The organism is Clostridium sp. UBA7503, assembly GCF_002477055.1.
In the GTDB taxonomy this organism is placed as follows: domain Bacteria; phylum Bacillota; class Clostridia; order Clostridiales; family Clostridiaceae; genus Clostridium_J; species Clostridium_J sulfidigenes.
Genome location: NZ_DLNT01000045.1, coordinates 195203 through 221529, shown reverse-complemented (window position 1 = coordinate 221529; position 26327 = coordinate 195203). Strand labels below are relative to the sequence as shown.

The 26327-nt window shown below is 31.0% G+C and carries 22 protein-coding genes and 1 pseudogene; 17 read left to right on the top strand and 6 right to left on the bottom strand.

Annotation, left to right across the window (positions count from 1 at the left end; all coding sequences use genetic code 11):
• Window positions 1-92: 92 nt before the first annotated feature.
• The 7 genes from B3630_RS13040 (at window position 93) to B3630_RS13010 (ending at window position 8606) form a co-directional block, all read left to right on the top strand.
• On the top strand, window positions 93-4046 hold the full coding sequence (locus B3630_RS13040; protein WP_346898830.1) for a hypothetical protein: 3954 nt from the start codon (window positions 93-95) through the stop codon (window positions 4044-4046).
• 329 nt (window positions 4047-4375) lie between these two features.
• Window positions 4376-5527: a hypothetical protein gene (locus B3630_RS13035; RefSeq protein ID WP_346898828.1), complete on the top strand. Its 1152-nt coding sequence runs from the start codon at window positions 4376-4378 to the stop codon at window positions 5525-5527.
• Window positions 5484-5876: a hypothetical protein gene (locus B3630_RS13030; protein ID WP_346898826.1), complete on the top strand. Its 393-nt coding sequence runs from the start codon at window positions 5484-5486 to the stop codon at window positions 5874-5876. Before B3630_RS13035 ends, B3630_RS13030 begins: the two co-directional genes overlap by 44 nt.
• Before the next feature lie 124 nt (window positions 5877-6000).
• On the top strand, window positions 6001-6750 hold the full coding sequence (locus B3630_RS13025; RefSeq protein WP_346898824.1) for a hypothetical protein: 750 nt from the start codon (window positions 6001-6003) through the stop codon (window positions 6748-6750).
• A 583-nt stretch (window positions 6751-7333) separates the two neighbouring features.
• Window positions 7334-7789: a hypothetical protein gene (locus B3630_RS13020; RefSeq protein WP_346898822.1), complete on the top strand. Its 456-nt coding sequence runs from the start codon at window positions 7334-7336 to the stop codon at window positions 7787-7789.
• Between the two features lie 100 nt (window positions 7790-7889).
• Window positions 7890-8024 carry a hypothetical protein gene (locus tag B3630_RS13015; RefSeq protein WP_346898820.1) on the top strand — a complete coding sequence of 45 codons (135 nt, stop codon included), beginning with the start codon at window positions 7890-7892 and terminating at the stop codon, window positions 8022-8024.
• 357 nt (window positions 8025-8381) lie between these two features.
• A complete protein-coding gene (locus B3630_RS13010) occupies window positions 8382-8606 on the top strand; it encodes a hypothetical protein (protein WP_346898818.1) in 225 nt (74 codons plus the stop codon).
• Window positions 8607-8660: 54 nt separating this feature from the next.
• Here B3630_RS13010 and B3630_RS13005 read toward each other — a convergent pair whose 3' ends face one another.
• The 4 genes from B3630_RS13005 to B3630_RS12990 are packed head-to-tail and all read right to left on the bottom strand — an operon-like array spanning window position 8661 to window position 11035.
• Window positions 8661-9098 carry a hypothetical protein gene (locus B3630_RS13005; RefSeq protein ID WP_346898816.1) on the bottom strand — a complete coding sequence of 146 codons (438 nt, stop codon included), beginning with the start codon at window positions 9096-9098 and terminating at the stop codon, window positions 8661-8663.
• A 3-nt stretch (window positions 9099-9101) separates the two neighbouring features.
• Window positions 9102-9866, bottom strand: a complete 765-nt coding sequence (istB, locus tag B3630_RS13000) for an IS21-like element helper ATPase IstB (protein ID WP_346898814.1) — start codon at window positions 9864-9866, stop codon at window positions 9102-9104.
• Window positions 9863-10279, bottom strand: a complete 417-nt coding sequence (locus B3630_RS12995) for a hypothetical protein (protein ID WP_346898812.1) — start codon at window positions 10277-10279, stop codon at window positions 9863-9865. The genes istB and B3630_RS12995 overlap by 4 nt, the downstream gene beginning before the upstream one ends.
• Before the next feature lie 51 nt (window positions 10280-10330).
• Complete coding sequence (locus B3630_RS12990) at window positions 10331-11035, bottom strand: helix-turn-helix domain-containing protein (protein ID WP_346898810.1); 705 nt, start codon at window positions 11033-11035, stop codon at window positions 10331-10333.
• A gap of 64 nt (window positions 11036-11099) precedes the next feature.
• Between B3630_RS12990 and B3630_RS12985 the strand changes: the two genes are divergently transcribed.
• The 3 genes from B3630_RS12985 (at window position 11100) to B3630_RS12975 (ending at window position 13644) form a co-directional block, all read left to right on the top strand.
• Complete coding sequence (locus B3630_RS12985; RefSeq protein WP_346898808.1) at window positions 11100-11432, top strand: hypothetical protein; 333 nt, start codon at window positions 11100-11102, stop codon at window positions 11430-11432.
• Between the two features lie 790 nt (window positions 11433-12222).
• Complete coding sequence (locus tag B3630_RS12980) at window positions 12223-12660, top strand: hypothetical protein (RefSeq protein ID WP_346898806.1); 438 nt, start codon at window positions 12223-12225, stop codon at window positions 12658-12660.
• Window positions 12661-13323: 663 nt separating this feature from the next.
• Window positions 13324-13644, top strand: coding sequence for a DUF2971 domain-containing protein (locus B3630_RS12975; protein ID WP_346898804.1), 321 nt, complete (start codon window positions 13324-13326; stop codon window positions 13642-13644).
• A gap of 240 nt (window positions 13645-13884) precedes the next feature.
• Here B3630_RS12975 and B3630_RS12970 read toward each other — a convergent pair.
• Window positions 13885-14073, bottom strand: a pseudogene (locus tag B3630_RS12970) (ParA family protein); the annotation flags it as partial.
• A 255-nt stretch (window positions 14074-14328) separates the two neighbouring features.
• Between B3630_RS12970 and B3630_RS12965 the strand changes: the two are divergent.
• Window positions 14329-15537, top strand: a complete 1209-nt coding sequence (locus B3630_RS12965; RefSeq protein ID WP_346898802.1) for an SIR2 family protein — start codon at window positions 14329-14331, stop codon at window positions 15535-15537.
• A gap of 1 nt (window position 15538) precedes the next feature.
• Window positions 15539-17155 (top strand): ATP-binding protein, encoded by a 1617-nt coding sequence (locus B3630_RS12960; protein ID WP_346898800.1) that lies wholly within the window; start codon window positions 15539-15541, stop codon window positions 17153-17155.
• A gap of 77 nt (window positions 17156-17232) precedes the next feature.
• Here the strand turns inward: B3630_RS12960 and B3630_RS12955 are convergent, their stop codons facing one another.
• Window positions 17233-17499 (bottom strand): hypothetical protein, encoded by a 267-nt coding sequence (locus B3630_RS12955; RefSeq protein ID WP_346898798.1) that lies wholly within the window; start codon window positions 17497-17499, stop codon window positions 17233-17235.
• Window positions 17500-17816: 317 nt separating this feature from the next.
• Here B3630_RS12955 and B3630_RS12950 point away from each other — a divergent pair, with 317 nt between their 5' ends.
• The 5 genes from B3630_RS12950 to B3630_RS12930 all read left to right on the top strand — a co-directional run bounded on the left by B3630_RS12950 (window position 17817) and on the right by B3630_RS12930 (window position 26141).
• Complete coding sequence (locus B3630_RS12950) at window positions 17817-18410, top strand: YdaS family helix-turn-helix protein (RefSeq protein ID WP_346898796.1); 594 nt, start codon at window positions 17817-17819, stop codon at window positions 18408-18410.
• A gap of 12 nt (window positions 18411-18422) precedes the next feature.
• Window positions 18423-19940: a class I SAM-dependent DNA methyltransferase gene (locus B3630_RS12945; RefSeq protein WP_346898794.1), complete on the top strand. Its 1518-nt coding sequence runs from the start codon at window positions 18423-18425 to the stop codon at window positions 19938-19940.
• 357 nt (window positions 19941-20297) lie between these two features.
• Window positions 20298-21518, top strand: coding sequence for a restriction endonuclease subunit S (locus B3630_RS12940; protein ID WP_346898792.1), 1221 nt, complete (start codon window positions 20298-20300; stop codon window positions 21516-21518).
• 41 nt (window positions 21519-21559) lie between these two features.
• The gene (locus tag B3630_RS12935; RefSeq protein ID WP_346898790.1) at window positions 21560-24817 is read left to right on the top strand and encodes a type I restriction endonuclease subunit R; all 3258 of its coding nucleotides are present in this window, start codon (window positions 21560-21562) and stop codon (window positions 24815-24817) included.
• A gap of 316 nt (window positions 24818-25133) precedes the next feature.
• On the top strand, window positions 25134-26141 hold the full coding sequence (locus B3630_RS12930) for a hypothetical protein (RefSeq protein WP_346898788.1): 1008 nt from the start codon (window positions 25134-25136) through the stop codon (window positions 26139-26141).
• Window positions 26142-26327 lie beyond the last annotated feature (186 nt).

Here is a 26327-nt window from a genome sequence, read left to right as displayed (position 1 = left end):
CTCTGTGAATATGTTATAATTTGTATGTAAAAAGTGAGCTACGGCACAGATTAAATAATATATATTTATTCGGGGAGAAAGTTGGTGGGCACATGGCAAAGAAGAAAAAAGGTAAAGCAAAAAAGATAAATCCTTGTACATCCAAGTCAACTGTTCAAGAATTGCAAGTTTCAAGGGATGGAGGGAAAATTGCACTTGTAGGGTTCACTTATCAATTTCTATATTCTTGCTATCTAATATTGTCTGAAATGGATGAGAATACTGTCTTTTATTTAGAGGGAATTGAAGACATAGATAAAATCAACCATATCGATGTGGATAATTGCAATACCCATATACAGCTAAAATACTCAACACAAAAGCAAGATGCTAGTTTTTTAAAGGATGTTCTAAAAAACTATTTAGAAGCCTATCTTATTGATAAAAATCGAAAATTCAAATTGGTTTATGATTTTAAGGTTGCTAATGGAAATTTAAGTAAACTTATTAAAAATACTTTAGATGCTACTTCCAATACTTATTGGGAAAAGATAATTGGAGAAATAAAAGAAGAAAATCCATTTTGGAATTGGAATGACTTCTCATATGATACTTTTATAGCTAAACTTTCTTTTGAAAAAAAAGAAAAAAATACTTTGTCTCAAGAAATAGAAAGGCTGTTAATAAACAATTACGATATTGTAACGGACAATATTACAATATTCGCAAACGGTCTCAAAATTTGTTGCTTAGAAAAAATGGAGCATAGGAAAAGTATTAATAAAAATGAACTCAATACATTGATTTTAAGTATTAAAGATGACATTAGTAAGGGAGCACATAATCCTGCACACAGTTGGATAAAAAGAGTTGGTTTTGAGTCTGGCTACAATGTTAGAACAGACTACAGTTATTACGAAGGGAAAAAACCTTCCTACCAGGATATCGCACAACAGCTACCAGTTAGAAGAATTGTATTGGAAAAGGAAGTTGTAGAATCAGTTAAAGAAAATAGAGTTACTGTAATAAAAGCCTCTAGCGGTCAAGGAAAAACAACCTTGGCTCTTCAAGTTGCATATGATTTGCAAAAGGAATATACAATTTATCATCTTTTATGGTGTAATGACCCAAAGGAGCTGAGCCATATAATATCTTATTTTAGTACAAGAGTAAAAATGGGAGAAAAGCCCCTGATTGTTATTGACAATCTTGATTCTCAACTTAGTGAGTGGAATAAATTAGCCCAACTTCTGCAGGATGAAATATCATATAATTACAGATTACTTATAACGACCAGAGAAGATGATTGGTACAATTATAGCGGAGATTTGAGCAATGTTAAATCTTTACAAGTAATAAAATTATTTCTTAATGAAGATGAAGCAAAAGCTATATTTCAAGTGATTAACCAAACAGGTAAGCTGCATCCATCAATTACTGATTGGCGAAAATGTTTTGTATCAGTTGAAAAAAAGAAGCTTCTGATTGAGTATATTTATTTACTCACTCATGGCGAAATGTTATCTCAGCGAATATCTAATCAAATTGCTCAAATAAGTAACACGGATTCTGGTAGAATTAAATGCGAAATTCTTCGCAAGGTTTGTTTTGCCGATATATGTGGAATTAAACTTTCGGCAAATAAACTCATTAGAAGTTTAATAGAAGTAACTTCCCAAGATTATGGAGAGCTATTAAAGGGCATTGAAAATGAATTTCTAATTCGAATTGATGGTTCGTCAAAATATATTGAAGGATTACATCCAGTTCGCTCACAACACATTGTTGATAAGCTGCATGAATTTGTTGAGTTGGAAGAAACTGCATTGCAAATCGTAAATATTGTGGACTGCACTTACTATTCTAAACTATTTTCTTGTTTCCCAAAGATAATTAATGATAAAGAAAAATTCTATGTTCATTTAGTTGAGACACTATGGGATGAAAGTAATTTAACTCCATATGTAGATGCTTTGCGTGGCATATTTTCTGGTAGTGTTATGCAATATTACCTTGCCAATCAACATATTTATGATGATGCAAATGAACATGGTGGCTTATTTGTTTTAGACATGGAATTAAATCCATTTACTAAATTTGAAGAGATAGATACTTCCTTAAACACCTTAGACGATATGCGAAAAATAATGCCTGAAAACAAAAATATAGAGTATTTATGCCATCTTAGAAACAATACACCTAAAATGGAATTATCACATACAGATATATATTTTCTGTGTAAAGCCCTATACAAATACTTCAAAAGTGATGAAGCTTTTAATATTACATCGGACATTGCTTCATACGCTTCAATTATTTATTGGCTCATTAACATTGACCCGTCTTTTAATTTAACGAATAATATCTCTCTAAAATTGCTTTGGGAAAACTGTGACAGTTATTCCGTGGATACTATATCTTCCGTTATGTATACTTGTTTTTGTGGAAACAGAGAAAGATATATGGCATATGTTAATGATAACTTGGAGTGCATTTTAACCTATTTAAGGAATGAAACTGAATCACTACAAATATATGTTAACGAGAAAAGAGAAGAGATCTATGTAAATTACATTATCCTTGCAAACGAAATAAATAAGGGCAATGACGAGAGTGTATCAAGATTAAAAACTATATGCAAAATGCTTCCCGTTTTTGATACTTATTGTGCCGATGCTATTAAACCAGTAATAGATGCTCTTTCAGGATATGAAATTCCTGATGATGCACATAAGACCATGCCAATCAGAAATATTGTGATTATGTTTCATCAAGAGTTTACCTCCCTTTGGAGCAAAACAATTCTTAGTAATTATGAATGCGATAGTATTTATGAATGGCTTGAACATTGGCTTTTTATTAGAACTAGTATTGTTAATTTATCCCAAAAAACTATTGTGTTCATTCATAGAATTTTAGAACAAAAAACATTAGGCAAAATTGCAGATGAAATAGATGAACTTAGAGAAGAAATAAATAAAAAGCTGATTAGAGAGTACAAATATCCTTATGAAGATAGACCTTTTGATGAAAAAGCCAATCTTCCAGAGGGGTTAAACAAAATCAAAAACGACTTTTTTCAAAGCATAAAAAATTTTTATAACCAATTAGTTGGATTTTTGAGTAGGGATAAAGAGAAATCTCGGTTAGCACTAATAAATTTACAACAGACATTGTCTTCATTAGAGAAGATGCAAGCATATTTCAACGAAATATGCAAAGAACAAAAAAAACTAGCTGAAGAGTATAGAGAAATTTGTGAAGTTGAAGAAAGAACATACAAAAACCTTATTATTACATGCCAATATTATAAAGAACACCAACCCAGTAAATATTTTAATAAATATCAAATAAGTGCTTGGCATACGAATAACTACAAAGATAAACTTATAAAAGCAACAGAGACATTAAGTGATTTATCAGTTGCATATTCCATAGTTTTCCCCTCGCATTATTTTTTTGATGGAATACTTAGTCATTATCCGATTATTGTGAATAAATTTGATATGACTGATGGTGAAGAACTATTGCAGTTGCTGTACCTCTGTACCCCTTTCACTAGTTTGGAATATGATTATTTGATTGTATTATGCTGTAACGATCCTCATAATATAATGACTAATGGATTGAAAATTCCAAAGAGCTTTTTTGAAGAATTAAAAAAAGTAGTTGAAGATGATGATGTCAACTTAATGAATGAATTGTCACCACCTTTCCCCGTGGAGGTTACGCCTCAGATGTTGGACTGTTTTAACTGCGGTTATGATGTTGTAAAACCTGCTGTTACAGGGTGCGAAAATATTGATCGCATAGGCGAACTTTTATGGGCATTATCAAAATCACGGCAAATGTTAATTTATAATGAGGATGTAAAATATCGCAGTATTGTTGAAGAAAAGTATAAGGATGAGGTTCTAAAGATTCTTGAGGATATTAATAGTAAAATCACAGACGAGTATTTTACTGAAATCTCCAATCTTTGTAAGGCTGTATTTGAAGGAGAGGAATTTTTAGATGTAGAACTAAATGCATTTTACGACAATTTAATCAGTATTTGCCCGAAGTAATCATTTGATACAACTTTTTGTATTTTAATTAAAACGGATTTGACAAATCGTTATTTTAGAAACAGCTACTAAAATAATTTGTCTTGATGTAAATGTTGAAAAGAATTTTATTGGGTTTATAACTTTTCCGAAAGAGAAACTTACATTGCGTGAATCAAAAATTGCTGGGTGGAAAATCAACAGAAAATGAGTAGACGGAAGCTTATAGAAATGCAAAAATGCCATAGTGTTGAGTTGTCGGATTTGATAACAGCCTTGTGAGTGTACTCATTTGACATTCGCAAAAATTACAAACACTGGTATAGAATTGATATAGGAGGGAATGTATAATGGATAAAAAGAATGAACTTATTCAAGCAATGAAGGATGTTGAATATTGTCCTCCGACAGAGCTTGTAAGGATGAATATTGATATTGAGGAAGCACAGAAGTTCCCTATTAAGAAAGCGGCTGCATTAGGCGTAGCTTTTCAACCTTTGACACAACTTTCAAGTTATGCAGCAGGTAGTTGTGGTCAAAGCGGACTATATTTTGTTAATACTGCAGGAAAAACAATGTTTAAAAGTGGCGGACAGTATATAGGAAATCTTCAAGCTGCTAATGGTGGTGTAGGTGGAGGAATTGCAAGAATGACACAGATACCACTTGACCCTACAATGTTATGTATGGCTGTTGCGATTATGGCAGTAGAAAAGAAATTAGATGCCATCCATGAGGCACAAAAAGAGATACTTGCTTTCTTAGAAATGAAAGAGGAAGCAAAACTTAAAGGTAACCTTAATGCTTTGGCCGATGTGCTTAACAACTACAAATTCAATTGGGATAATGAGAAATATAAAGACCACAAGCATATTCTTGTTCAGGATATTAAACGTGAGGCTGAACAAAGCATTATCCTATATCGAGAACAACTTACAAAAGCACTTAAGAAAAATGTGTTGTTTCACAGCAATCAGAATGTCAAGTCCACGTTGAACAAGACGGTGGCTCGCCTTAATGATTATCAGCTTGCTCTGTATACATTTTCATTCTCTTCGTTCTTAGAGGTCATGCTACTTGAGAATTTCGATTCTAATTACCTGAACAGCATCGCCGGAAAGATTCAGGAGTATTCAATTGATTATACTTCACTCTATGAAAAATGTGCGGAGAAAATCGAAAATGACTCCAAAGCTTCTTTTGAAGGTTATGCTCTGAAGGGCTTGTCAAAGATAAGCAGTGGAGCCGGAAAGTTGGTTGAGAAAATCCCTGTAATTAGCAAGTCTCAGCTTGATGAAAATCTCATCAAGGCTGGTGGTATACTTCAGGATGTAAATACCAGTAGAACACAAAACGTGATGCAGATACTTGTAGATAGTCAAACCGATTATATAGGTGCTTTTGTTGAAAACATCCAGACCATTGATAGTTTGTATAATCGTCCGGTACAATTAATGTTTGATGCTGATAATATCTACATTGCATCAATTCCGGCTGCATAGTAAGGCATCCAGAAAGAGGTTATCGAGTCAACTTTATAGAAAGTATCAAGCTGTAGGTGTCGGATTCCCAATAACTAACCGAATGTATCAAGGTTACTATAATCCGAATTTCAGACAGTTTGATGTTATGTTTTCGACTATGAATGAGGAACTTGGTAGAACAGAGCCAGCAACGATTGTTAATACAACTATTCCTGCTTGTGTACAAATAAAAGCTGTAACTTCAAATGAGCTGACTAATATAATAGAACCACTTATATGCGGTCAGTACGATAATGTGATTACATATCTAAGGCATCCTTCTGGTGAACATAGTTATGAAGTGTGCATTAGAGAAATTGAATTCTAGAGTTTAATAGTGCTCCTCTCATTCATCTGTCTTTTATAGTGACAGGGGGATATTCACTATACTTATATTGAATACAATAGTTAGTCAAAATATATAAAAATATTTGATAGTTGAGGAGGTTTATATGAACGATAGAATTTGCTATTGGTGCGGTAAAAAAGCCACTTCTAGAGAGTATGTTCCGCCTAAATGTTTGTTTCCAGAAAATAAAGATGTAGGTAATATATTAAAGCAATCATATAGGGATAATTTAATTACTGTTCCTTCTTGCGATGAGCATAATAGTAAGAAATCACATAATGATGAATATTTAATGGCATGTTTAAGTGGTAGAGTTGGTAACAATTCTGTAGCATACATTCATAATAAGACTAAAGTTAAGCGTGCATTGGAAAGAAACTCTTCTTTATATAAAATAGAAAAAGATGATGTATTAAAAATTGCTAATAAGAGTTTTCCTATTCAGTGGGTTACTGTAGATAATTTAAGACTAATACAGTCTTTTGAATCTATAGCAAGGGCATTGTATTATTATGAAAAAAATAAAATTTTTAGAGGTGAATGCACAGTGGTATCAGATATATTTATTAATTGTAATGATAAACGGAGTACATATTATATGAAGCAAATGATAGCACTGATTGAAAAAGAGAAAATAAGCTGGGATACAATAGTAAAGGGAGGTAACAGAGATGTATTTACCTACCAGTTTAGTCCTGTGGACGGATTTAAATGTCAAACATTAGCATTAACCTTTTATAAAGGAACAAAAGCCTATGTAGCAATGTCAGAAATGGACAAAGAGCTTAAAAAGAAAGCAAAACCACAATTCGATTTTCTTATTGATTCAATTTTAGGAGATTATCAAGAATAATTGGTGGGTGGACATTTAAAAGAAAGGGGAATAGATTTATGGGGGAAGAAAAATTATCAGTTTCAGATAGAAATAGTAGGTACTTATTGGTATTTTCATTTATTTCTGTTGTTTGCATAGTTCTAAGTAAAAGTATCGAATTATTACAAAATGAATTAAGTAGAATATATATTTCTCAGTCTGGAATACCATATATTAAAATGTTACAAGCATTTCCGTCAATTATTTTTGTATCATGTATATTTTTGCTGGTGGTACTTATAAGATATTCGTATTTTGAGGCAAGTATATTTATTGAACGAGCAAATGCCAACTCACAACAGTTTTTTTACAAAAGGCCAACAATTCATATGATCATATTTTTTATTATTTAATGATATTTGGGATAGGTATAACTTTTTATTTATTGTTTGGTTCATTAATCGACAATATCGAAATTGCAAAAAATAACTATGCAATTACCTACAGTATTGTTGTTGTTATCTCTATAATAATCACGATCGTTACTACAAGAATTACTTCAAGAAAAAGCGGTAATGCCATCCCTCATATTACAACTGATGTTGTTGGAGCTGTAGTATTTTTGATATGTTGTCTTTATGCAGTAACGACTTTTCTACCACAGCAAATGAATGCCAAGCTGAAAATTGAATATGACAATCAATATATTAACATAAATTTAGAAGGAAATTCAACTTTTGAAAAAATACTAATAATGGTAAATAACAAAATAGTTGAGCAGATTGACGGCAAAGAAGATAATTACTTTATTTCTAAATATGTTGCTAAGGATAACTCAATTAATGCTACAAATGAAAGCTTGGAATCCGATGTTTTTGTAGAAGAAAACAATAATTATTTTTATTACACAAAAACAGCAGATATAAACGAATATGTTATTGAAGGAATGAATGACGTGCAATTTCTTTTAGAAATTGATGGGCGAAATTATATGTTTAGCAATCCGTTAATTATTGAAGACTCAAACTATGAATATGTTAAATCTATTTACGAAACAAACATTAACATAAGAAAATAGAGCTTGTAGTGTTAGCGTCAAAGAATTACCGGCTATTAACTTATAATATCCTTTGATAAACTTGAAATATCTAAGATGATTTAAAGGAGGTATTTCAACAATGTTAAAGGATGTAGATAAAGAACTAAATTGGGAGGAAATATTAGTAAAGTTTAATTCTTATGAAGGTAAGATTATAGATTTTGTAGAGAAAATAATATTAGCCATCATCAATTATATTACCACTTCAAGATGATTGGCAATTCTTGTTTAGAAGTTCCATCCAGCATTTCTAACTTACCACCCGCTGGAAAAATTAATTCATATCCAAGTATCATCAATCAAAGCTTAAAATTAAAGATAATGAAAAAAATGACACGACTTGATTATGGGAAGTGGACAGAAGAAAAGGCAAATAGGGATAAAGAAGAAATGTTCAATATTTTGGAAATATAAAGGATAGAACATTTCGGATAATTAGAAGTAATGAATAGATATGTTTGCAAGAACACCTAAAACGAGATGCTGTCTGGAACACAGGAAATTACCGAGTTACTCGATATTAAGACATAGGGTTAATAAAAAATATACATGGGACAAGGAGGAAAAGGTTATGGCAAAATATATGGTTACTGATAATGAGGTTAAGAAGGCACTGGCTATCGACAGCTTTAGAAATATGTCTAAAGACAAAATTATTGAGTTCGTCTCTGCAATTCCGAATATGGATAAAGATGTTGCAATTAAAATTATCGATCAGTTTCCTGCTTACACTGAATCAGCAAATAGCATGATTGCACAGTTAAATACCATGTGTAATAACGTAATGAAGGTGTAGATTGTCAACTACTTTTGACCCACTTTTTCACATAAAATTGACCCATTAGTAATATCAATTTATTAATTCTATATCATACCCACTATCGCGAAGGCGATTGATATTTATATTAATAGTTTTAGAACTGGGACTAATTTTTATAAATTTTGCCATTTCTAAAAGTCTATCTTGTACTAAATCTAATGTTAATGAATCCATAGGATTTTTACAGTATACTTTTTCTGATACAGAGGCTACAATTTTTGTAGCCTCTGTATCTTTAACTTTGCATAGTTGTTCCATGCTCATAAAATCAAGGTTATCATTAGATAGTTCTTCATATTTCCTTGTACTTTTATTGAATCTATAATTGGTATTTTTTCTTAATAATCTTATAGTAGTAGCGTATTCAACACCGTAGGTGCTTGATAGGAACTCTACGGCTGATTCTTTACCTTCGGTATTGAAGATATGTACTAATTTATCAAAATCTATATTCATATTCTTAACCATATTCTATACTCCCTTTATTTGCCCCTTTACTCTAAAACTATCTCCTGTTATACTTATTAAGTGACAGTGATGCATTAGTCTATCGAGTATTGCAGTTGCAGCTAGTTTACTTGTAAATATTTGATCCCAATTACCTAACGGTATATTGGTGGTTATTATTAGAGAGTTTTTTTCATAGCGTTGGCGAATGACTTGAAAAAATATACTCTCTTTTTCTTTGTCCATTTTAAAATGACCTAATTCATCAATGATGAGTAGATCTATTTTTTCTAACTTTTTAAACTTGCTTTTAAGGGTTCCTTCTATGTAACTTTTATAGAGGTCGTCTATAAAATCATTAGCTGTAGTGAATAACACCTTTAAACCATTATTACATGCTTGTAAGCCTACGGCAGTTGCAATATGACTTTTCCCAACTCCAGGTGGTCCTATTAATATTACATTTTCTTTATTTCGTAAAAATGCTAAGGTTTCTAAATCTCTAACCTTGCTTTCATTTATCTTATCTGGAAATGTAAAATCAAATGAACCTAGAGATCTTACAGACTCAAATCTTGCTGCTTTTATATTACGCTCCGCGTTACGTTCCTTTTTTCCTTCATATTCTATCTCTAATAATCTACATAAGAACTCTCTGTGACCGAGATTATTTTCAATGGCGTAAGCTATTTCTGATTGAAATTTCATCCTTATGTCTAAAAGTTTAAATTGTTTTAGAAGAGCATCAATATGGTCTGTTGATGTGTTAATTCCAGATTTTTTCTTCAAATTTGACCCTCCTCATAATAAGATAAGTCTCTACTTGTATCCTCGATTGTTAACATATCATCTGCTGAATTACTACCTTTAACTATTTCAAAATATTTTCTTTTTAACACCTCTTTGATGCTTCTTATTTCATATATATTATTATTTATGCAATATTCTAAAATTAAATCTAGTGATGATATATCGTAAAGATCCTTTAACTTAATAAATTCTCTTAAATGATAGCTTGGCTGCTTTAAATTAGGTATAGAATTTTTATAAAAAACCTTACCATTGATAAATGTGTCTTGAAACTGCCTTATTATTTCTGGTATAGATTTTGGAGCTATATCATTTAAACTTCCATAGTGATTATCTACAGTTACCATACGTCCTTTATCTTTAATGATTTCATGAACTGCTATTAGCTCCAATGATTTATTGAATACCTCTAATTTATAACCTAATGTGATTCTAAAACCAACCTATTTACCTACATATTCTACGGGAACGCTGTATTTTATGGCATCCACAGATATATAAGAATCTAAACTTACTTTTCTTTCTTTAAGATTACATAAAATAAATGGCTCTTTTCTTACAGGATTTAAGTGAGGTAGTTCCTCAGCAAAGAACTCATTTGTAACACCACCAATTTTCTTAAATAATAAATGAATAGCTTCATAAGTGGCTTCGCCGTCGCAAGACTTTGAAAATAATATAGCCTTCTTCCTAGAGGCTGCAAGGACTAATGAGAAGCAATATAATGTTAACTTTTCACAACCAATTTCCATTGTGTAATGTGCCCAATCAAATTGAGCCTGATCTCCTAACGGAGTTTCTATTCGTTTGGTTGCTTTCATTGGAATATTTATTTTATCATCCTTTAATTTATTAAGATATCTGTATATGGGAGATATACTACCGTCATATCCCAACTTTTTCAACTCACGATATATTCGTGTTCCTATAAAATTAAACTCGGGACTCAGGTACCATATTTTTATTTGTTCTAAGTAAGGGTCAATTTTAGTATCATAAGTTCTTTTTTTGTAATGTGGTTCTTCTCCACATTTTATTAGTCTTTTAACAGTGTTCCTAGATATCTTTAATTCTCTTGCAATCTGCCTTATCGGCATCCCCCTCTCATACATTCTCTTTACTGTAATCCATTCTCTCACATCTTTCACCTTTGTTTTTCCTCCCAATCCCAGTATAAGATTAGGATATTATAATAACTTAGGTGGGTCAATTTTGCTCGTTAAAGGTGGGTCAGTTTTAATTATAAATCAACAGAAGGAAAATGGAGAAAGTCAGAAGGAAGCGATTGAGGCTTATAAGAAAATACTCGATGACCTTGGTGACCTTTTAAAAAAGGACACAATTACTGCCGAAGAGAGAGTAAAAATAACAGAACAGATGATAACTGTTGCAGGTCGTATTTCAGCAAAGGATACTGAAAACAAAGATTTTCTCAACGGAATAATTAAGTACGGAGTTCCTATTATAGGAGGTGCGCTTGTATTGGGCGCTGCAATCTTAGGTGTGAATGTTAAAGGTACTAAGATTCCGACATTGGATAAATAGTAGTAGATATATTCCAGAGAACCGAGAAAACTTAAAAAGTAGTGTTGACTTATTCCCACGAACGCATAAATGAAAAATGTGTAAAAATACTTGGATTTACACACTCAAAAGGGGTTGTAACATCAATTCAAACCCTATTAGCCATGATGGACAGTCGTTATGATTACGAAGAGCGTTTCTAATTAAAACAAACCATTTCAATTTAAAATAAATTCTTTGCATTTTTAAAATAAAGTTTTGTAATGAAAGAATTTGTCTGATATAGGGGCAAAAAAATGGAAGTGAAAATATAAAATATACGTTGATAAATAAGGGGAAAGAATCATGGTTTAAGCCTTGAATCTTTTCCTTTTTAATAGAAAGATTTAAGGGGAATGGATTAGGAATTAGGGATTAACTCCAAGCCTTTAAAAAATAGAGGTTCTTAAAGAAAAATTAAATGGATTTATAATGAGATAAAATACTGAATCTTAGTAAATAAGTGCTGATGAAAAATGGATTTTTAAATGGATGAGAAAATGGAAAATAAAAGAGATAGATAACCACAGATGAAAATGTTTATTTTAAAATCGAACGAAAGAATCGGGGGTTAAGATGGGTGAAAATGAAAAGGTTTATTTTAAACTTACATAGTAGGCAAAAGGAAAGGCTAAATTTTTAAAAATCAAATTAAATTTATGATAAAAAGTGTAAGAGGGGATGGATTAAGAGGGATTTTATTGCTAATTGAAGAAACAATATAGTGAAATTGATTTTATATAAAAGATATAGTTATAGGGGGAAGAAATAAATGGACATTAGAGAATTAATAAAAATGGAAAATGAAATTATAGAAGAATCTATTTTAGAATCAGAAGAACTTATTACAAATTCATATAACTTGGTTAAATTATTATCCCAAATAGCTGATGGGAAAAATATAGATGCTTCAGTATTTCTCTTCTTACATAGGCAAGTGCAAAATAGTTTATTTCAAAATTTATTATCAATTTTAAGGAGGCATGAGATTCAAGCACAAATTATGTTGAGGCATTCAATTGAAATGGCATGTTTATCAGTGTATAGCTTAGAAAATGCAAATACTAATGACTATATTGTAATCGATGATATTGCAGCAAAGCCAGTTAAAGGAATAGAGCGTAAAGCATATAAATATTTAGATAAAGAATTTCATGAAGAATCAAAAAAATTAAAAGCAATAAAAGATAATATAAATCAGTATTTTTAACATGGGAATATGTTTAGTTCTTTTAAAATATTATCAAAAGATTCACTCAAAATAGATTATTTTGATAGGAAAGATAGTTTACTTGAAAGGACGTTTATATGGCAAATTGGATATGTTGCAAGTATTGTTTTTATTATGATATATAAGGCGGCTAAAAAAAGTAGTGCAGTGATTGTACGTAAAGAAGTATTTGATGAGTTTAAAATGTTATTATCGGTTAATCAAAAATTTCGAGAAGAATTTTTAAAAGAGAAAAGATTGAGAAGACATAGTAATATTGTATAACTTAGAAAGTATTTTTAATTAGTTAGATATATAAATGTCAAAAATATGACTGAACGATGTTCGGAGGATTATAGAAAGAGAACTCTTAGGACTTTATTATGATTCTAAGTGGTTTAATAAATTATAAAAAAGATTAGCAAAATAAATTAATAAGTGTAAAGTCTATTAATTTACTACCTATCATAATCTTTAAAAAGGGAAGTAGTAAGATGCTTATTCATGTAATAAATTTTAGAAAGAAGTTAGTGGAGGTTTTATTGGTAACCATAACACTGTTTGAGCAGATGTTTTTATCATTATTGTAGCTTATATATATTTATAGCTATAATTTCAAATAAAAGTTTAAGGTTATGTGATTTAAGTAAAACAAATGATTATATGGAACGTAAATGGATACTTAATAATTTAGAAGATTCACTTATTAAAGCATTTGAGAAAAATGAAATTTCTATTAAATTAAAAGAAGATTATTGTTATGATAAGGGAATACACAATCGCCTTGCGTTTATCCTTGATATGCTTAAACATTATGTTGAGAGTTCAAGTTATATTACGTGTTTTTCAAGAAATGGAGATTTATTAAGTCAATGGAGAGCATATGGAGATAATGGAAAAGGGGTTTCAATTGGATTTAATTCAAAGTTAATTTCTAAAGCTATAAGCAGGAAGAATAAAGTTTACAGTATAGTCATCGTATAATAAGGGTATCCCTGCTTCGTAACTGTAGCCCATTCAGGGAGATATAATCTTAGCTTATCGAACCCAGTACATTGGAATAGATAAAAAAGCACCATCTAATGATGTTTCTATTCATGTAAGATTCTTTTATTATGAGCAGGTATTTAGATTCGTTTATAAATTTAATGGACTGCCTTATAAGAATAAACCAATAATGCCTTACAAGGGTGCGGAGCCACTAAGTCCATTTGTAAATTCCCTGGCAAGGGTGGTAGGTATATTGTCGGGCTGTGCGTGTCCTAAACTGATATACAAACTCCTTTGAGGGTCGATGTCTACAATCAAGACTTTTTTGCCCTCCTGTGCAAGCCCTATGCCTAAGTTGGCACAAGTAGTTGTTTTGCCGATACCGCCTTTTTGCATGGCGATGGCGATTGCTTTTGCGTTCAAGTTTTGTTCCTCCTTTGGATTTTGGGTATAAAAATAAGTCAACATAAAGTTGATTTGTATATAAAAAATTGCCCCCTATAAAATTAAGAAGCAATTTTTATATCCATAATTTAGTTTTGTATTACTTCAAAAAAGCAAGTGCATATTTGGTAGCATACAATTAATTTACAAATTTCGCCCTAATAACTGATTTTTATAGTTTGGGGTATATAATTATGGTATAATTTTCTTAATTATATATACGGGGGTGATTAAATGACAAGCAAAGATGAGTATTATATTTCATCAAGTGTAATATTAGCATCAGAAGAAGACACGCAATTTTTTAGAAATGATCAAATATTAAAAAACTCTGAAACAACCGCTGATATCTCTTTGAGTGAGTTTAGATCTTTTATAAAACAGGAAGTCTCTGGATTTATTCATCGTTCATTTGACAATATTATTATTCTTGCTGGTGCCGGAGCTTCTGTTGTCTCTACTGAAGAAAGTATAGACAAAGATTTTGGGAAAACAGTATTTATGCTTGCCCAAGATATTAAAAGTGAGTTAGACAGTGATACCAGTTTGTTTTCACTAGAAGATTTAGCCAAAGAAAGTAAATACGATGTTTCTGTGGAAATCGACAGTGATGGCGAAAAAAAAGTTTTTAACCCTGATTTTAATCTTGAAGATTTTTTATCAAATTTAATAACTTTTGAAAAATATGTACCTGATGCAATAAAAGAAAAATATCAAAAATCCAAGAATAAAATTTTTCAACTTATTAGAAATAATACAAGTTACGACTTCAATAAAGAAAAACTTAAACATGCGGCATTCATTAACACACTAGCTAAAAAAGTTAAGTCTCCAAGTAAATTAACAATTGTAACGACTAATTATGATACTATTTTTGAAGATGCGGCTGAAAGTATAGGTTTTACGGTCATGGATGGTTTTTCATTCTCTCATAAGCCTTATTTTGACAGTAATATGTTTGAATGGAATTTAGTTAAAGATATTGAAAATGTAAAAACAAAGGAACTAGAATATAAAAAAAATATATTAAGTCTTTTAAAAATTCATGGCTCACTAACCTGGGAACGTGATGAATTGGGAATTCGTAGAAAAGACAAAAGTACTATAGTTACACCTATTATGATTTTCCCAAGTTCAAATAAATACATGCAAAGTTATCAAGAACCCTATTTTGAGCTTTTTACGAAATTTCAAGAGTTGTTAAAACGCCCAAATACATTATTAATAACAACGGGTTTTAGCTTTTTGGATACACATATATCTAAAATGATCACACAAGCAATTACGCATAACAAAGGATTATCTACTTTAGTAAGTGATTTTAATATTAAACAAAATACTAAAAATTGGAATGAATTGTTAACTTTAATGGAACAAAATTATCAAATCGCATTTTTAAAGGCTACTATGAATTCTAATCTAACAGAATATTTAGGTGAATAATATGGTGATAGATAATTTTTACAATTCAATAGACAAAAATAATTTTTATCTTGGAAGGATTTCACAAGTTTATCGAGGTAATAGTGTAATACAAGTCGAAAATTTATCGCTTTTGTCTCATCGAAAAATTAAAAATGAATCATTAATAGCTAATACAATTAATTATTTTGTTGTAATTGATTCTACTCAAGGATTATTTTTGGGAGAAGTTTTTCAATCCAAGATTCTAAATACTGTAAATATGCATGATTCCATAAATGAAGGAAAACCTGAAAGTGTTTATCCTGAAATATGTGTTGATATTATCGGCTTAATGAAATATGGCGATAGCATATTTAGGTTACCTGAGTTTTTGACCGTAGGAATTACGGATAAAACATATATTGCGAATGAAGTTATTATTCAAAAATATATGCAATCTATTGAAATAAGAAAGAATGACGATGATAGTTTACCCCCATTTGCTACATTTTTAAATCTTAGAGATCAGACAGTTGCACTGAAAGCAAGTACTCTATTTGACAGACACTTAATGGCTGTTGGAACTACTAATAGCGGAAAATCCACATCAGCATTATCAATACTTGATAAGTTAATAAAAAGTCAAAAAAAACTATTGATTATTGATCCTACTGGTGAATATGATGAATCTTTTAATAATCAAGAAGTTAAAAAATTAAACCTAGGGCTTGATACTATACTATCGGTTGGCGAAATATCCATGCAGCAATGGTCAATATTATTTGAAACGAACGGAAATACACAAAGTGCTGTATTGTCAGAAGCGATACGTTCATTGCGCTATCAGAATAAAATTGGCGATAATACCATATATAAAAAGGATGGAGAAAATATTCAATGCGTTCAACAAAATTTATCAACAATTATGGCACAAGATAAAGCCTTTGATATATCCTTATTGCCAGAGCAAATAGTTGCTGAATCTGTTGTAGAATCTTCTAATAGAGCTACCCAGGGTCAGTATGTATATGACACATTTAGGGCAAATACAAACAGTTATTTAGTTCAAAAGGTAAATTATCAGTTAGCAAATACAAGCTTCCTTGATTTTTTTAGTGGGGTGCCGGGTGCCTTGAATCTTCTAACGGAAATTGATGCTTTTTTGACAACACCTACTAGTAGTTTGTATATTAATACTTCTCAAATAGGAACTGGTGATGGAATTGGTGGTATGATTGTTGATTTAATTAGTAATTATGTTATTAATCAAAAAGACAATCTACCATTTGTAATGTTTATTGATGAGGTTCATCGATATACTCGCTCGCCATACGTTGAAACCGAATATCATAGTGGATTAACAATGGTTGCCAGAGAAGGAAGAAAAAAAGGGATTTTCTTATTCCTGACAACTCAAAATCCTCAAGATGTTTCTCCGGTTCTTCTTGGACAAGTAGGAACATTGATAATTCATCGACTTACACATAATGATGAATTAAAAACAATTCAAAATCACTTGGATGAACACGCTATTAAGCAGGTAAAAAAATTAAATCAAGGTGAATCAATATTAACAAGCATTAATTTATTGCAAAATCTTTATATACATGTTAATAAATGTTCTCGAAAGCATAAGAATGAAACACCTAGATTATAACTATTTTTTATATTTCAAACTGTAGGCATTATTTCGTTTTATCTTTAGGCAATTAAATTATTATCTACAATTGCATGTTATATGATATTAAGATGAGTTAGTGCATCTTTTATGGCATCTACTTGAATAGGAGTGGGGTATTTTTTCGGCTTCTTTAGTGTTTCAACTGCATTTGGTGCATTGTACATCGGTAAGCCTAAACCACCCTTTACTTCAGCGATGTATGCTGTGTGTACCTTAAAGCTGTATTTTTCAAGGATGTACTCCTTTATCAGCTTGTAAGTTATTCTTTGTTTTGGCTTGTATGCGTCAGCTTTTTCCACTATACTATTAAGAGGAATCATGCCAACGCTGTTCCCAAAGTCCACAGTTACGTTGATATAGCTGTCTGGAGCTTTGTGGGTCTTTTGTAATACCGTTGAGACAGTAGTTAGGCTACAAAGGATACACAATTAGAATCTTGAGAAATCAGGGTTCTTTTCTTATGTAAAAAATACATGTACCTACATAGAAGATTACAAATCAATAATTTTACATTTTTCAATAATAGATATTGACCTAGTCAATAAATAAGGATACAATATATTTATATTGACTAAGACAATTAATTAAGTGTGTAGTGATTTAAGTACATAACAAGAAATACTGAGGGGGTGATTATTTGATTGGGCTTGAGTATATTCTTAGTTTATATAGTATGCAGCATATAGAACTTGCAGAAAAGCTAGGAATTAAAAAGCAAAATATTAATATGTGGATTAAAGGTAAGCAAAACATACCTAAAAAATATCTCCCCATATTGGAACAGCTCTTTGGAACTAAGCAAGAATATTTTATGAAAGAATTAAATGAAATAGAAAAGCTTGAAATACAGAAAGAGAAATTGAAAAAAGATTTAAAACCAGTAATAAAAAAGCATGAACAGCAGTTTCTTATTGGTGAAGCTAATGATCTTGTGAAAGTTCCTATATATGATAAAGAAGAAATTAACACTATGGAGAGAACCATAGAAAAAGCAAAGTTAATATCTAGGTTTAAAGAAGCTATGGATATTGTAGATGATAATCCATATATGGATACCTATAAATTAATAGTTGAACTTATGGAAAAAGTTCAGCATGAGGCACTTGTTCATAAAACAATAGAGGCATTAGGACATTACTTTGAAATATTACCTGATTGGGTATCTACAGGTTCAGAACAAGATGAGTTTGAAAGTGAAATTTTTGAAGTTTTTGATGATAATAATTTTTAGGAGGAATACAAAATGGCAACAGCAAATATTGGTTTTGAAGAAACCCTATGGAAAGCAGCAGATAAGTTAAGAGGAAGTATGGATTCAGGAGAATATAAGCATGTAGTACTAGGACTTATATTCGTTAAATACATATCAGATAAATTTGAAACAAAATACAACGAACTTTTAGAAGAAGGAGATGGATTTGAAGAAGATAGAGATGAATATACCTATGAAAATATATTTTGGGTTCCTAAAGAAGCAAGATGGGATTACATAAGAGATAATGCTAAAGACCCTAAAATAGGTCAAATAATAGATGATGCAATGATTCTAATAGAAAAGGAAAATCTAACACTAAAGGGAGTTCTTGATAAGAGATATGCAAGACCAGAGCTTGATAAGAGAAGACTTGGGGAGCTTATAGATTTAATATCAACAATAAAGCTACATCAAAATGGAGAGAAGGATCTTTTAGGAAGAGTATACGAATACTTCTTAGGACAATTTGCTAGCTCAGAAGGTAAAGGTGGTGGAGAGTTCTATACTCCAACTTCAGTAGTTAAAACATTAGTAGAAATGATAGAACCATATGAAGGTAGAATTTATGATCCAGCTTGTGGATCAGGGGGGATGTTTATTCAAAGTGAAAAGTTCGTAGAAGAGCATAAAGGAAAGATAGAAAATTTATCAATTTACGGGCAAGAGCTGAACTCAACAACTTGGAAGCTTTGCAGAATGAACCTTGCTATTAGAGGGTTAGATGGAAATTTAGGACCATACCATGATGATACCTTCCATAATGATCTTCACAAGACGTTAAAAGCAGACTACATACTAGCCAATCCTCCATTTAATATAAGTGACTGGGGTGGAAATAAATTAGCAGAAGATGTGAGATGGAAATATGGAACACCACCAGAGGGAAATGCAAACTATGCATGGCTTCAACATATGGTATACCACTTAGCACCAAATGGTTGTGCAGGTATAGTTCTTGCTAATGGCGCATTAAGCTCAAATACTTCAAATGAAGGAGAAATTAGAAAGAATTTAGTAGAAGGAAAATTAGTAGATGCAATAGTTGCATTGCCAGATAAGTTGTTTTATTCAACAGGGATTCCAGTATCACTATGGATATTAAATAGAAATAAAAAAGACAATCCTAAATTTAGAAGTAGAGAAGATGAAATACTATTTATAGATGCAAGAAATTTAGGAACAATGGTTGATAGAAGACATAGAGAATTAAATGATGATGATATTAAAAAAATATCTGAAACTTATCATAATTATAGAAACATAAATGGAAGTTACGAAGATGTTCAAGGCTTCTGCAAGAAAGCAATTTTAGATGAAGTAAGAGAAAATGAATATGTATTAACTCCAGGTAGATATGTAGGAATAGAAGAAGGAGAAGATGATGGAATTCCCTTTGAAGAAAAAATGGAAGCTCTAACCAGTGAACTAGGAGAACTATTTGCAAAATCAAGATGCCTAGAGGATGAGATAAGAAAGAATCTAGGAGGGATTGGGTATGAGTTTTAAGGAAATTGAGAGTTTACATTTCAAAAGTTACTCACTGAGAAACTAATTAAGTAATGTTTTTTATATGAGGAACTAAAGAAAATAGAAATAATTAAAAATATTGACGCACTGAGTCAACAATTAAGCTGTTTACATTATAGACTACTTATGAAGTTAAAGCATAATAAGAAAGAAACAAATATTTGCCTTAAAGTATATGCTATATATGCCGACAGAAGAGGAACTAAAGAGGGAGATAAATAAAGAGGGAGAAATACTAGAGATTGAGGAGAGGATGAGTAGGGATGAGTAAATATATATTAACAAAATCAAGACGCCTAGAGGAGGAGATAAGAAAGAATCTAGGAGGAATTGGCTATGAGTTTTAGTGAATGGAAAGAATCAACTTTAAATGATATTGCAGATATCACTATGGGACAGTCACCAAAGGGTGAATTATGCAATAATAATGGTGAAGGCGTACCTTTGCTAAATGGACCTACTGAATTTGGAGAACATCATCCATACCCTACACAGTTCACTGTTGATGTAAAAAAATGGGCTAGAAAAGGTGACTTATTATTTTGTGTTCGCGGTTCAACAACTGGTAGAATGAATTGGGCTGATAGAGATTATGCGATTGGTAGAGGTATAGCTTCAATTTCGCCTAAGCATGATAACACAGACCGATTCATAAAGTGTTTTATAGAAATTAAGCTACCAGAACTACTAAAAATGGCGACAGGATCAACGTTTCCTAATGTTAGTAGGAGTATGTTAATAGATTTGTGTAAACAAGTGCCTGAATATGGTGAAATGATTAAAATAAATAATTTTATCAGAAGCATAGAAGATAAAATAGAAACTAACAATCAAATTAATAAGAATATAGAAGAAATGGCTCAAGCTATTTTTAAACAATGGTTTGTGGACTTTGAGTTTCCAGATGAAGATGGAGAGCCTTATAAATCAAGTGGTGGAGAAATGGTTGAAAGTGAGTTGGGAATGATTCCTAAGGGATGGAAAATAAAAAATTTAGGTGAATTATGTGAAATTATAACTAAGAGCGAGAAACCATTTGAGAATCCAGAAAAGATATACGAGCATTTTAGTCTGCCAGCATGTGATGAAGGTAAATTACCAGTAATAGAGATGGGGAAAAATATAAGTAGCAATAAATATAAAATTAATAATGATTGTATCTTGATTTCAAAACTTAATCCTTCAACAAAGAGAATATGGGGGCCGTTGTGTAATAGTGAAAATGCAATTTGTTCAACAGAGTTTATAGTATTTAAACCTTATGATACAAATATAAAGCCATTTTGTTATGAAGTAATTAATTGTGATAGATTCACAGAATTTTTACTAGCTAATGTTACAGGTTCTACTGGTAGTAGGCAGAGGGTACAACCTAAAAATACTTTGAATTTTAAAGTATTAGTATCAGAAACAAACTTAATAGAAGATTTCTGTAATGTTATAAAATCAATACATGAAAAAATAAAACTAAATATTCAAGAAGGCAAAATTTTAAAGGATACAAGAGATACTTTGTTACCAAAACTTATGTCTGGTGAAATAAGAGTACCCGTGTAGTTAAATGATAATTAATAATATGTGTTAAAGGGGGATGCGGTTTGAGTTTATTCGAAAATTTTACAGAAGACCTATTAGAAGAGGCAGCTATAGAGATACTTCAGGAGATGGAGTATAACTATGTATTTGGACCAGATATTGGTCATGATGGGGAATATCCAGAAAGAAAGAATTATAGAGATGTTATATTAGAGCAAAGAGTTAAGGATGCTTTGTTTAATCTTAATAGACATCTTCCAGAAGAAGCGTTAGAAGAAGCTTATAGAAAGATAATTACCTTTAATAGTCCAATATTAGAGGAGAATAATAAGGATTTTCACAAGCTTTTAGTTGAAGGTATAGATGTATCCTTTAGAAAGGATGGTCAGCCTAAAACTGAAAAGGCTTATATCATAGATTTAAAAAATCCTAAAAACAATGATTTTTTAGTAGCAAATCAGTTTACTATAATTGAAAATGAAGAAAGAAGACCTGATTTAATAATATTTGTTAATGGTATTCCTTTAGTAGTTATTGAGTTAAAATCAGCTACTGATGAAAATGTAGGAATAGATAGTGCATATAATCAAATTCAAACATATAAACAAGACATTCCATCATTATTCAACTATAATGCCTTCTGTATTTTATCAGATGGAATAAATGCTAAGGTTGGAACTATAACTTCAAATGAAGAAAGATTCATGAACTGGAGAAGTGTTGATGGTATAGATGTTGCTAGCTTAGATATACCTCAATACGAAGTAGTACTTAGGGGAATGCTGCAGAAAGAAAGAATTTTAGATATAGTAGAAAACTTCCTATTATTCCAAGAATCAACTAAGGCTGAATATGATGTTGATGATGATAAAATAGGAGATAAGAAAACTATAATTAAAATATTAGCTGGTTATCATCAATACTTTGCTGTTAAAAAAGCAGTTGAAAAAACTAAAATTGCAACTAGTGAACAAGGTGATAAGAAGATAGGAGTTATTTGGCATACCCAGGGGTCAGGTAAGAGCTTTTCTATGGTATTCTATGCAGCAAGCCTTGTAAAAGAACTTAATAATCCTACTCTTGTCATATTAACTGACAGAAATGATTTAGATGATCAATTGTTTGGAACCTTTTCTAAATCAGCAGATATTTTAAGACAGACTCCAAAGCAAGCCAATGTGAGAAAACTAACAGAAGAGCAAAAAAAAGCACAGGCTAAGGATAATTCTAAAGAAGTAAATGGATTATTTGATCTCTTAAATGAAAGAGAATCAGGTGGGATCATCTTTACTACTATTCAAAAGTTTAAGCCAGAAGATGGCGAAATGCCAGCACTTACGGATAGAAGAAATGTTATCATCATTGCAGATGAAGCGCATAGAAGTCAGTATGGTTTAGAAGCAAAAACTGACACTAAAACTGGTGAAGTTAAGTATGGTTATGCAAAATATCTAAGAGATGCCCTTCCTAATGCTTCGTTTATTGGATTTACAGGTACACCAATAGATTTAGAGGATAGATCTACTACATCTGTATTTGGTGAATGTATTGATACTTATGATATGACAAGAGCTGTTGAAGATGAAGCTACTGTTAAAATATACTATGAAAATAGAATTATTAAACTAGAAACAGACGATGAAGAACTTCAAAAAATAGATGAAGAATTTGAAGAAATTACAGAAGGTCAAGAGGATAATGACAGAGAGAAATATAAGTCAAAGTGGTCAAGATTAGAAGCTGTTGTAGGTTCACCAAATAGAGTTAAAAAGCTTGCAGAAGATATAGTTAATCATTATGAAGAAAAAGCTAAAACTATTGATGGTAAAGCTATGATTGTATGTATGAGTAGAAGAATAGCAGTAAATCTATATGATGAAGTCATAAAGCTTAGACCAGATTGGCATAGTGATGATGTTAATAAAGGTAAAATAAAGGTTGTAATGACTGGAAGTGCAGCTGATAGTGAAAGACTTCAAAAGCATATAGGTGGAAAGCAAAGACGTGATACATTAGCTAAAAGAATGAAGGACAATAACGATGAGCTAAAAATAGTTATTGTTAGAGATATGTGGCTTACTGGTTTCGATGTTCCTTCAATGCATACTATGTATATAGACAAGCCAATGCAAGGACATAATTTAATGCAAGCAATAGCGAGAGTAAACAGAGTTTTCAAAGATAAATCAGGTGGTGTTGTAGTTGATTATCTTGGAATTCTTGAGAGCTTAAAAAAAGCACTGAAGCAATATACAGATAATGATAAGCAAAATACAGGTATAGATACATCAGCTGCAATATCTGTAATGATTGAAAAACTTGAAATTCTTCGTGATATGGTTCATGGACTAGATTACTCAGCATATATGGGTAGTTCTCAAGCTACTAGAATTAGAGCTATAACTAGTGGTATGAATTTAGTTCTAGGTATGGAAGAAAAGCAGCAAAAGGAATTTAAACAGTTTGCAATTGAACTAGCTAAAGCTCATTCTTTATGTGCAGCAACAGAGGTAGGTAAAGCTTTAGCTTTAGAAGTAGCTTACTTTAAGGCTGTTAAAGCAAGTTTAGCAAAACTTGACTCAAAAAATGTTATGAAAAAATCAAAAAAGGAAATTGAAGTAAGAGTTAATCAGATGCTTGAAAGATCCATTATATCAGAAGAAGTCATTGATGTTTTTGATACACTTGGTATTAAAAGACCAGAAGTTTCAATTCTTTCAGAAGAGTTCTTAGAAGAAGTAAAAGCTATTAAATATAAAAATTTAGCTGTTGAAATGCTTAAAAAACTTCTTGAAGGAAATTTAAAATCCATGGAGAAAAGAAATTTAGTTAAGTCTGAAAAGTTCTCAGAAAAACTAAAGAAAGCTCTTAATAAATATAGAAATCAAGCGATAACTAATGCAGAGGTAATAGAAGAGCTTATTAAAATGGCTCAAGAAATAAAAGCAATGAAAGATAAAGAAAAAGATTTAGGGCTTAATGATGATGAAATAGCTTTCTACGATGCTTTAACTGCTGATGATATAATTAAAGAATTTATGGATGATGAAACACTAAAGAAAATAGCCCATGAGCTAACAATGTCTATAAAAAATAATATTACTATAGATTGGAGTGTAAGGAAAAGTGCCCAAGCAGGTATGAGAAGAATAATAAAGAGATTGTTAAAGAAATATGATTATCCACCAGAACAAGCAAAGCATGCCTTAGAAGTAGTTATGAGACAGGCAGAGCTTATGTGTGGAAATGTTGATATGGATGAGATAATTTGTGATAGAGTTGCTGAAAGTAAAGGAGATTACGGAATAGATAATAGCTAAATGTAAGATATAGAAGTAAGGATATTAAATTATTAGAACTACAGAACTGCCTATCAAATAGAAATAATTTAGTTGATAGGCAGTTTTATTACATTATCAGAAGGCAGATTATTCTGAATTACATTAGAATTTTAGATGGAGATATCATTGGCAAGCTCCAATGAAGCTTCCTCTAAATACTTAACTAAATGATTTTTATAGCACTAATATTTTTGCAGCATATGAAATGGCTAGACATACTTATTAGTACTGTACCAGAAAAAAGTGGAGCATTGAAAAAAATGATAATTGTTGATAAGAGAGGAGAAGATATTATATGCGTATACAAAAAATAAGAATTATATCTAACAATATTTGTTATGGTCCTAAACCTTCTCAAAAAGATGAAGTGGAACAACATTTAACTATATCAGCAAATGGGCTAGTAGTACTTTCTAGATATAATTATGGTCGAGAACCTGGAAAATATGAATTGAGCAGTAGAAAAAAAATTAGCATTACAGAAGAAAATGCTTACATAATCTTAAATGCTATTGGCATATATTTTGAGAGTAATTCTGTAGATGTGTTTACAACCGATATAGGAACATGGGATTTAGTTATTATTGGTGAAGACGGGGAAGGAACTTATATCGGTTCTCTCTGTAATTCTCTTGAAGTAAATGGAGATGATCTATCTGATCTTATCCGCGATATATTGGGAATTGAAAACTTGTTTGTTTTTGATGGAAACTATAAACCGGATAGAATTGAAAAGACAAAATATATTATCAAAAAATGTACTCATGATGATTTTAATGTAACGAAATTTAATAATGCTGAAGAAAATGAAAGTTATATTCATAGTGTGTCGGATAAAAAACTGAAGGGAAATACGTGGACTGAGATTAGAAATCAAGAAGATATTGATAAACTAATGTATGACTTTGGAGGGTTTCATGATGGATGCCTCAAGGAATTGAGGTATTTATCTGGTGAGTATGTTAATAAAGATTTAAGCATGTATCCCCTCAATTCAGAAAGAAATATATATGCTATTTTTCAACGTCAATGGAAAAACCCATCAGTTATTGAAATGGTATTTGAGGGAGTAGAATGTATGACATTAAATCCATGTAATGAAGATTATGATGGGATTATATATGGTGCATATATGGTAATCCACGATGGGCGGTTTATATGGTTTGATTGCGATGATTTCAAAGATGATTATCGTGAACTATATGAATATAATGATGTTACTTGGATAAAAGCTGAAACTGTTAAATGGAGAGTAGTAGACAATTATCTAGGAGATGAGGATGTGTTTATTTACAGAGATTGATAGGTTGACGTATACCCAAGGTTTCTATTCATGTAAGATTCCTTTATGATGAGCAGGTATTTAGATTCATTTATAAATTTAATAGAATGCCTTATAAGGATAAACCAATAATGCCTTACAAGGGTGCGAATCCACTAAGTCCATTTATAACTTTAGGGGATAGATAAAAATGATAAATTATACTAC

Excerpts from the sequence above, each read along its gene's own strand:
- B3630_RS13040 (WP_346898830.1), top strand. The coding sequence starts at position 93 with ATGGCAAAGAAGAAAAAAGGTAAAGCAAAAAAGATAAATCCTTGTACA.
- B3630_RS13035 (WP_346898828.1), top strand. The coding sequence starts at position 4,376 with ATGGATAAAAAGAATGAACTTATTCAAGCAATGAAGGATGTTGAATAT.
- B3630_RS13025 (WP_346898824.1), top strand. The coding sequence starts at position 6,001 with ATGAACGATAGAATTTGCTATTGGTGCGGTAAAAAAGCCACTTCTAGA.
- B3630_RS13015 (WP_346898820.1), top strand. The coding sequence starts at position 7,890 with ATGTTAAAGGATGTAGATAAAGAACTAAATTGGGAGGAAATATTAGTA.
- B3630_RS13010 (WP_346898818.1), top strand. The coding sequence starts at position 8,382 with ATGGCAAAATATATGGTTACTGATAATGAGGTTAAGAAGGCACTGGCT.
- B3630_RS13005 (WP_346898816.1), bottom strand. The coding sequence starts at position 9,098 with ATGGTTAAGAATATGAATATAGATTTTGATAAATTAGTACATATCTTC.
- B3630_RS12980 (WP_346898806.1), top strand. The coding sequence starts at position 12,223 with ATGGACATTAGAGAATTAATAAAAATGGAAAATGAAATTATAGAAGAA.
- B3630_RS12975 (WP_346898804.1), top strand. The coding sequence starts at position 13,324 with ATGGAACGTAAATGGATACTTAATAATTTAGAAGATTCACTTATTAAA.
- B3630_RS12965 (WP_346898802.1), top strand. The coding sequence starts at position 14,329 with ATGACAAGCAAAGATGAGTATTATATTTCATCAAGTGTAATATTAGCA.
- B3630_RS12960 (WP_346898800.1), top strand. The coding sequence starts at position 15,539 with ATGGTGATAGATAATTTTTACAATTCAATAGACAAAAATAATTTTTAT.
- B3630_RS12955 (WP_346898798.1), bottom strand. The coding sequence starts at position 17,499 with ATGATTCCTCTTAATAGTATAGTGGAAAAAGCTGACGCATACAAGCCA.
- B3630_RS12945 (WP_346898794.1), top strand. The coding sequence starts at position 18,423 with ATGGCAACAGCAAATATTGGTTTTGAAGAAACCCTATGGAAAGCAGCA.
- B3630_RS12940 (WP_346898792.1), top strand. The coding sequence starts at position 20,298 with ATGAGTTTTAGTGAATGGAAAGAATCAACTTTAAATGATATTGCAGAT.
- B3630_RS12930 (WP_346898788.1), top strand. The coding sequence starts at position 25,134 with ATGCGTATACAAAAAATAAGAATTATATCTAACAATATTTGTTATGGT.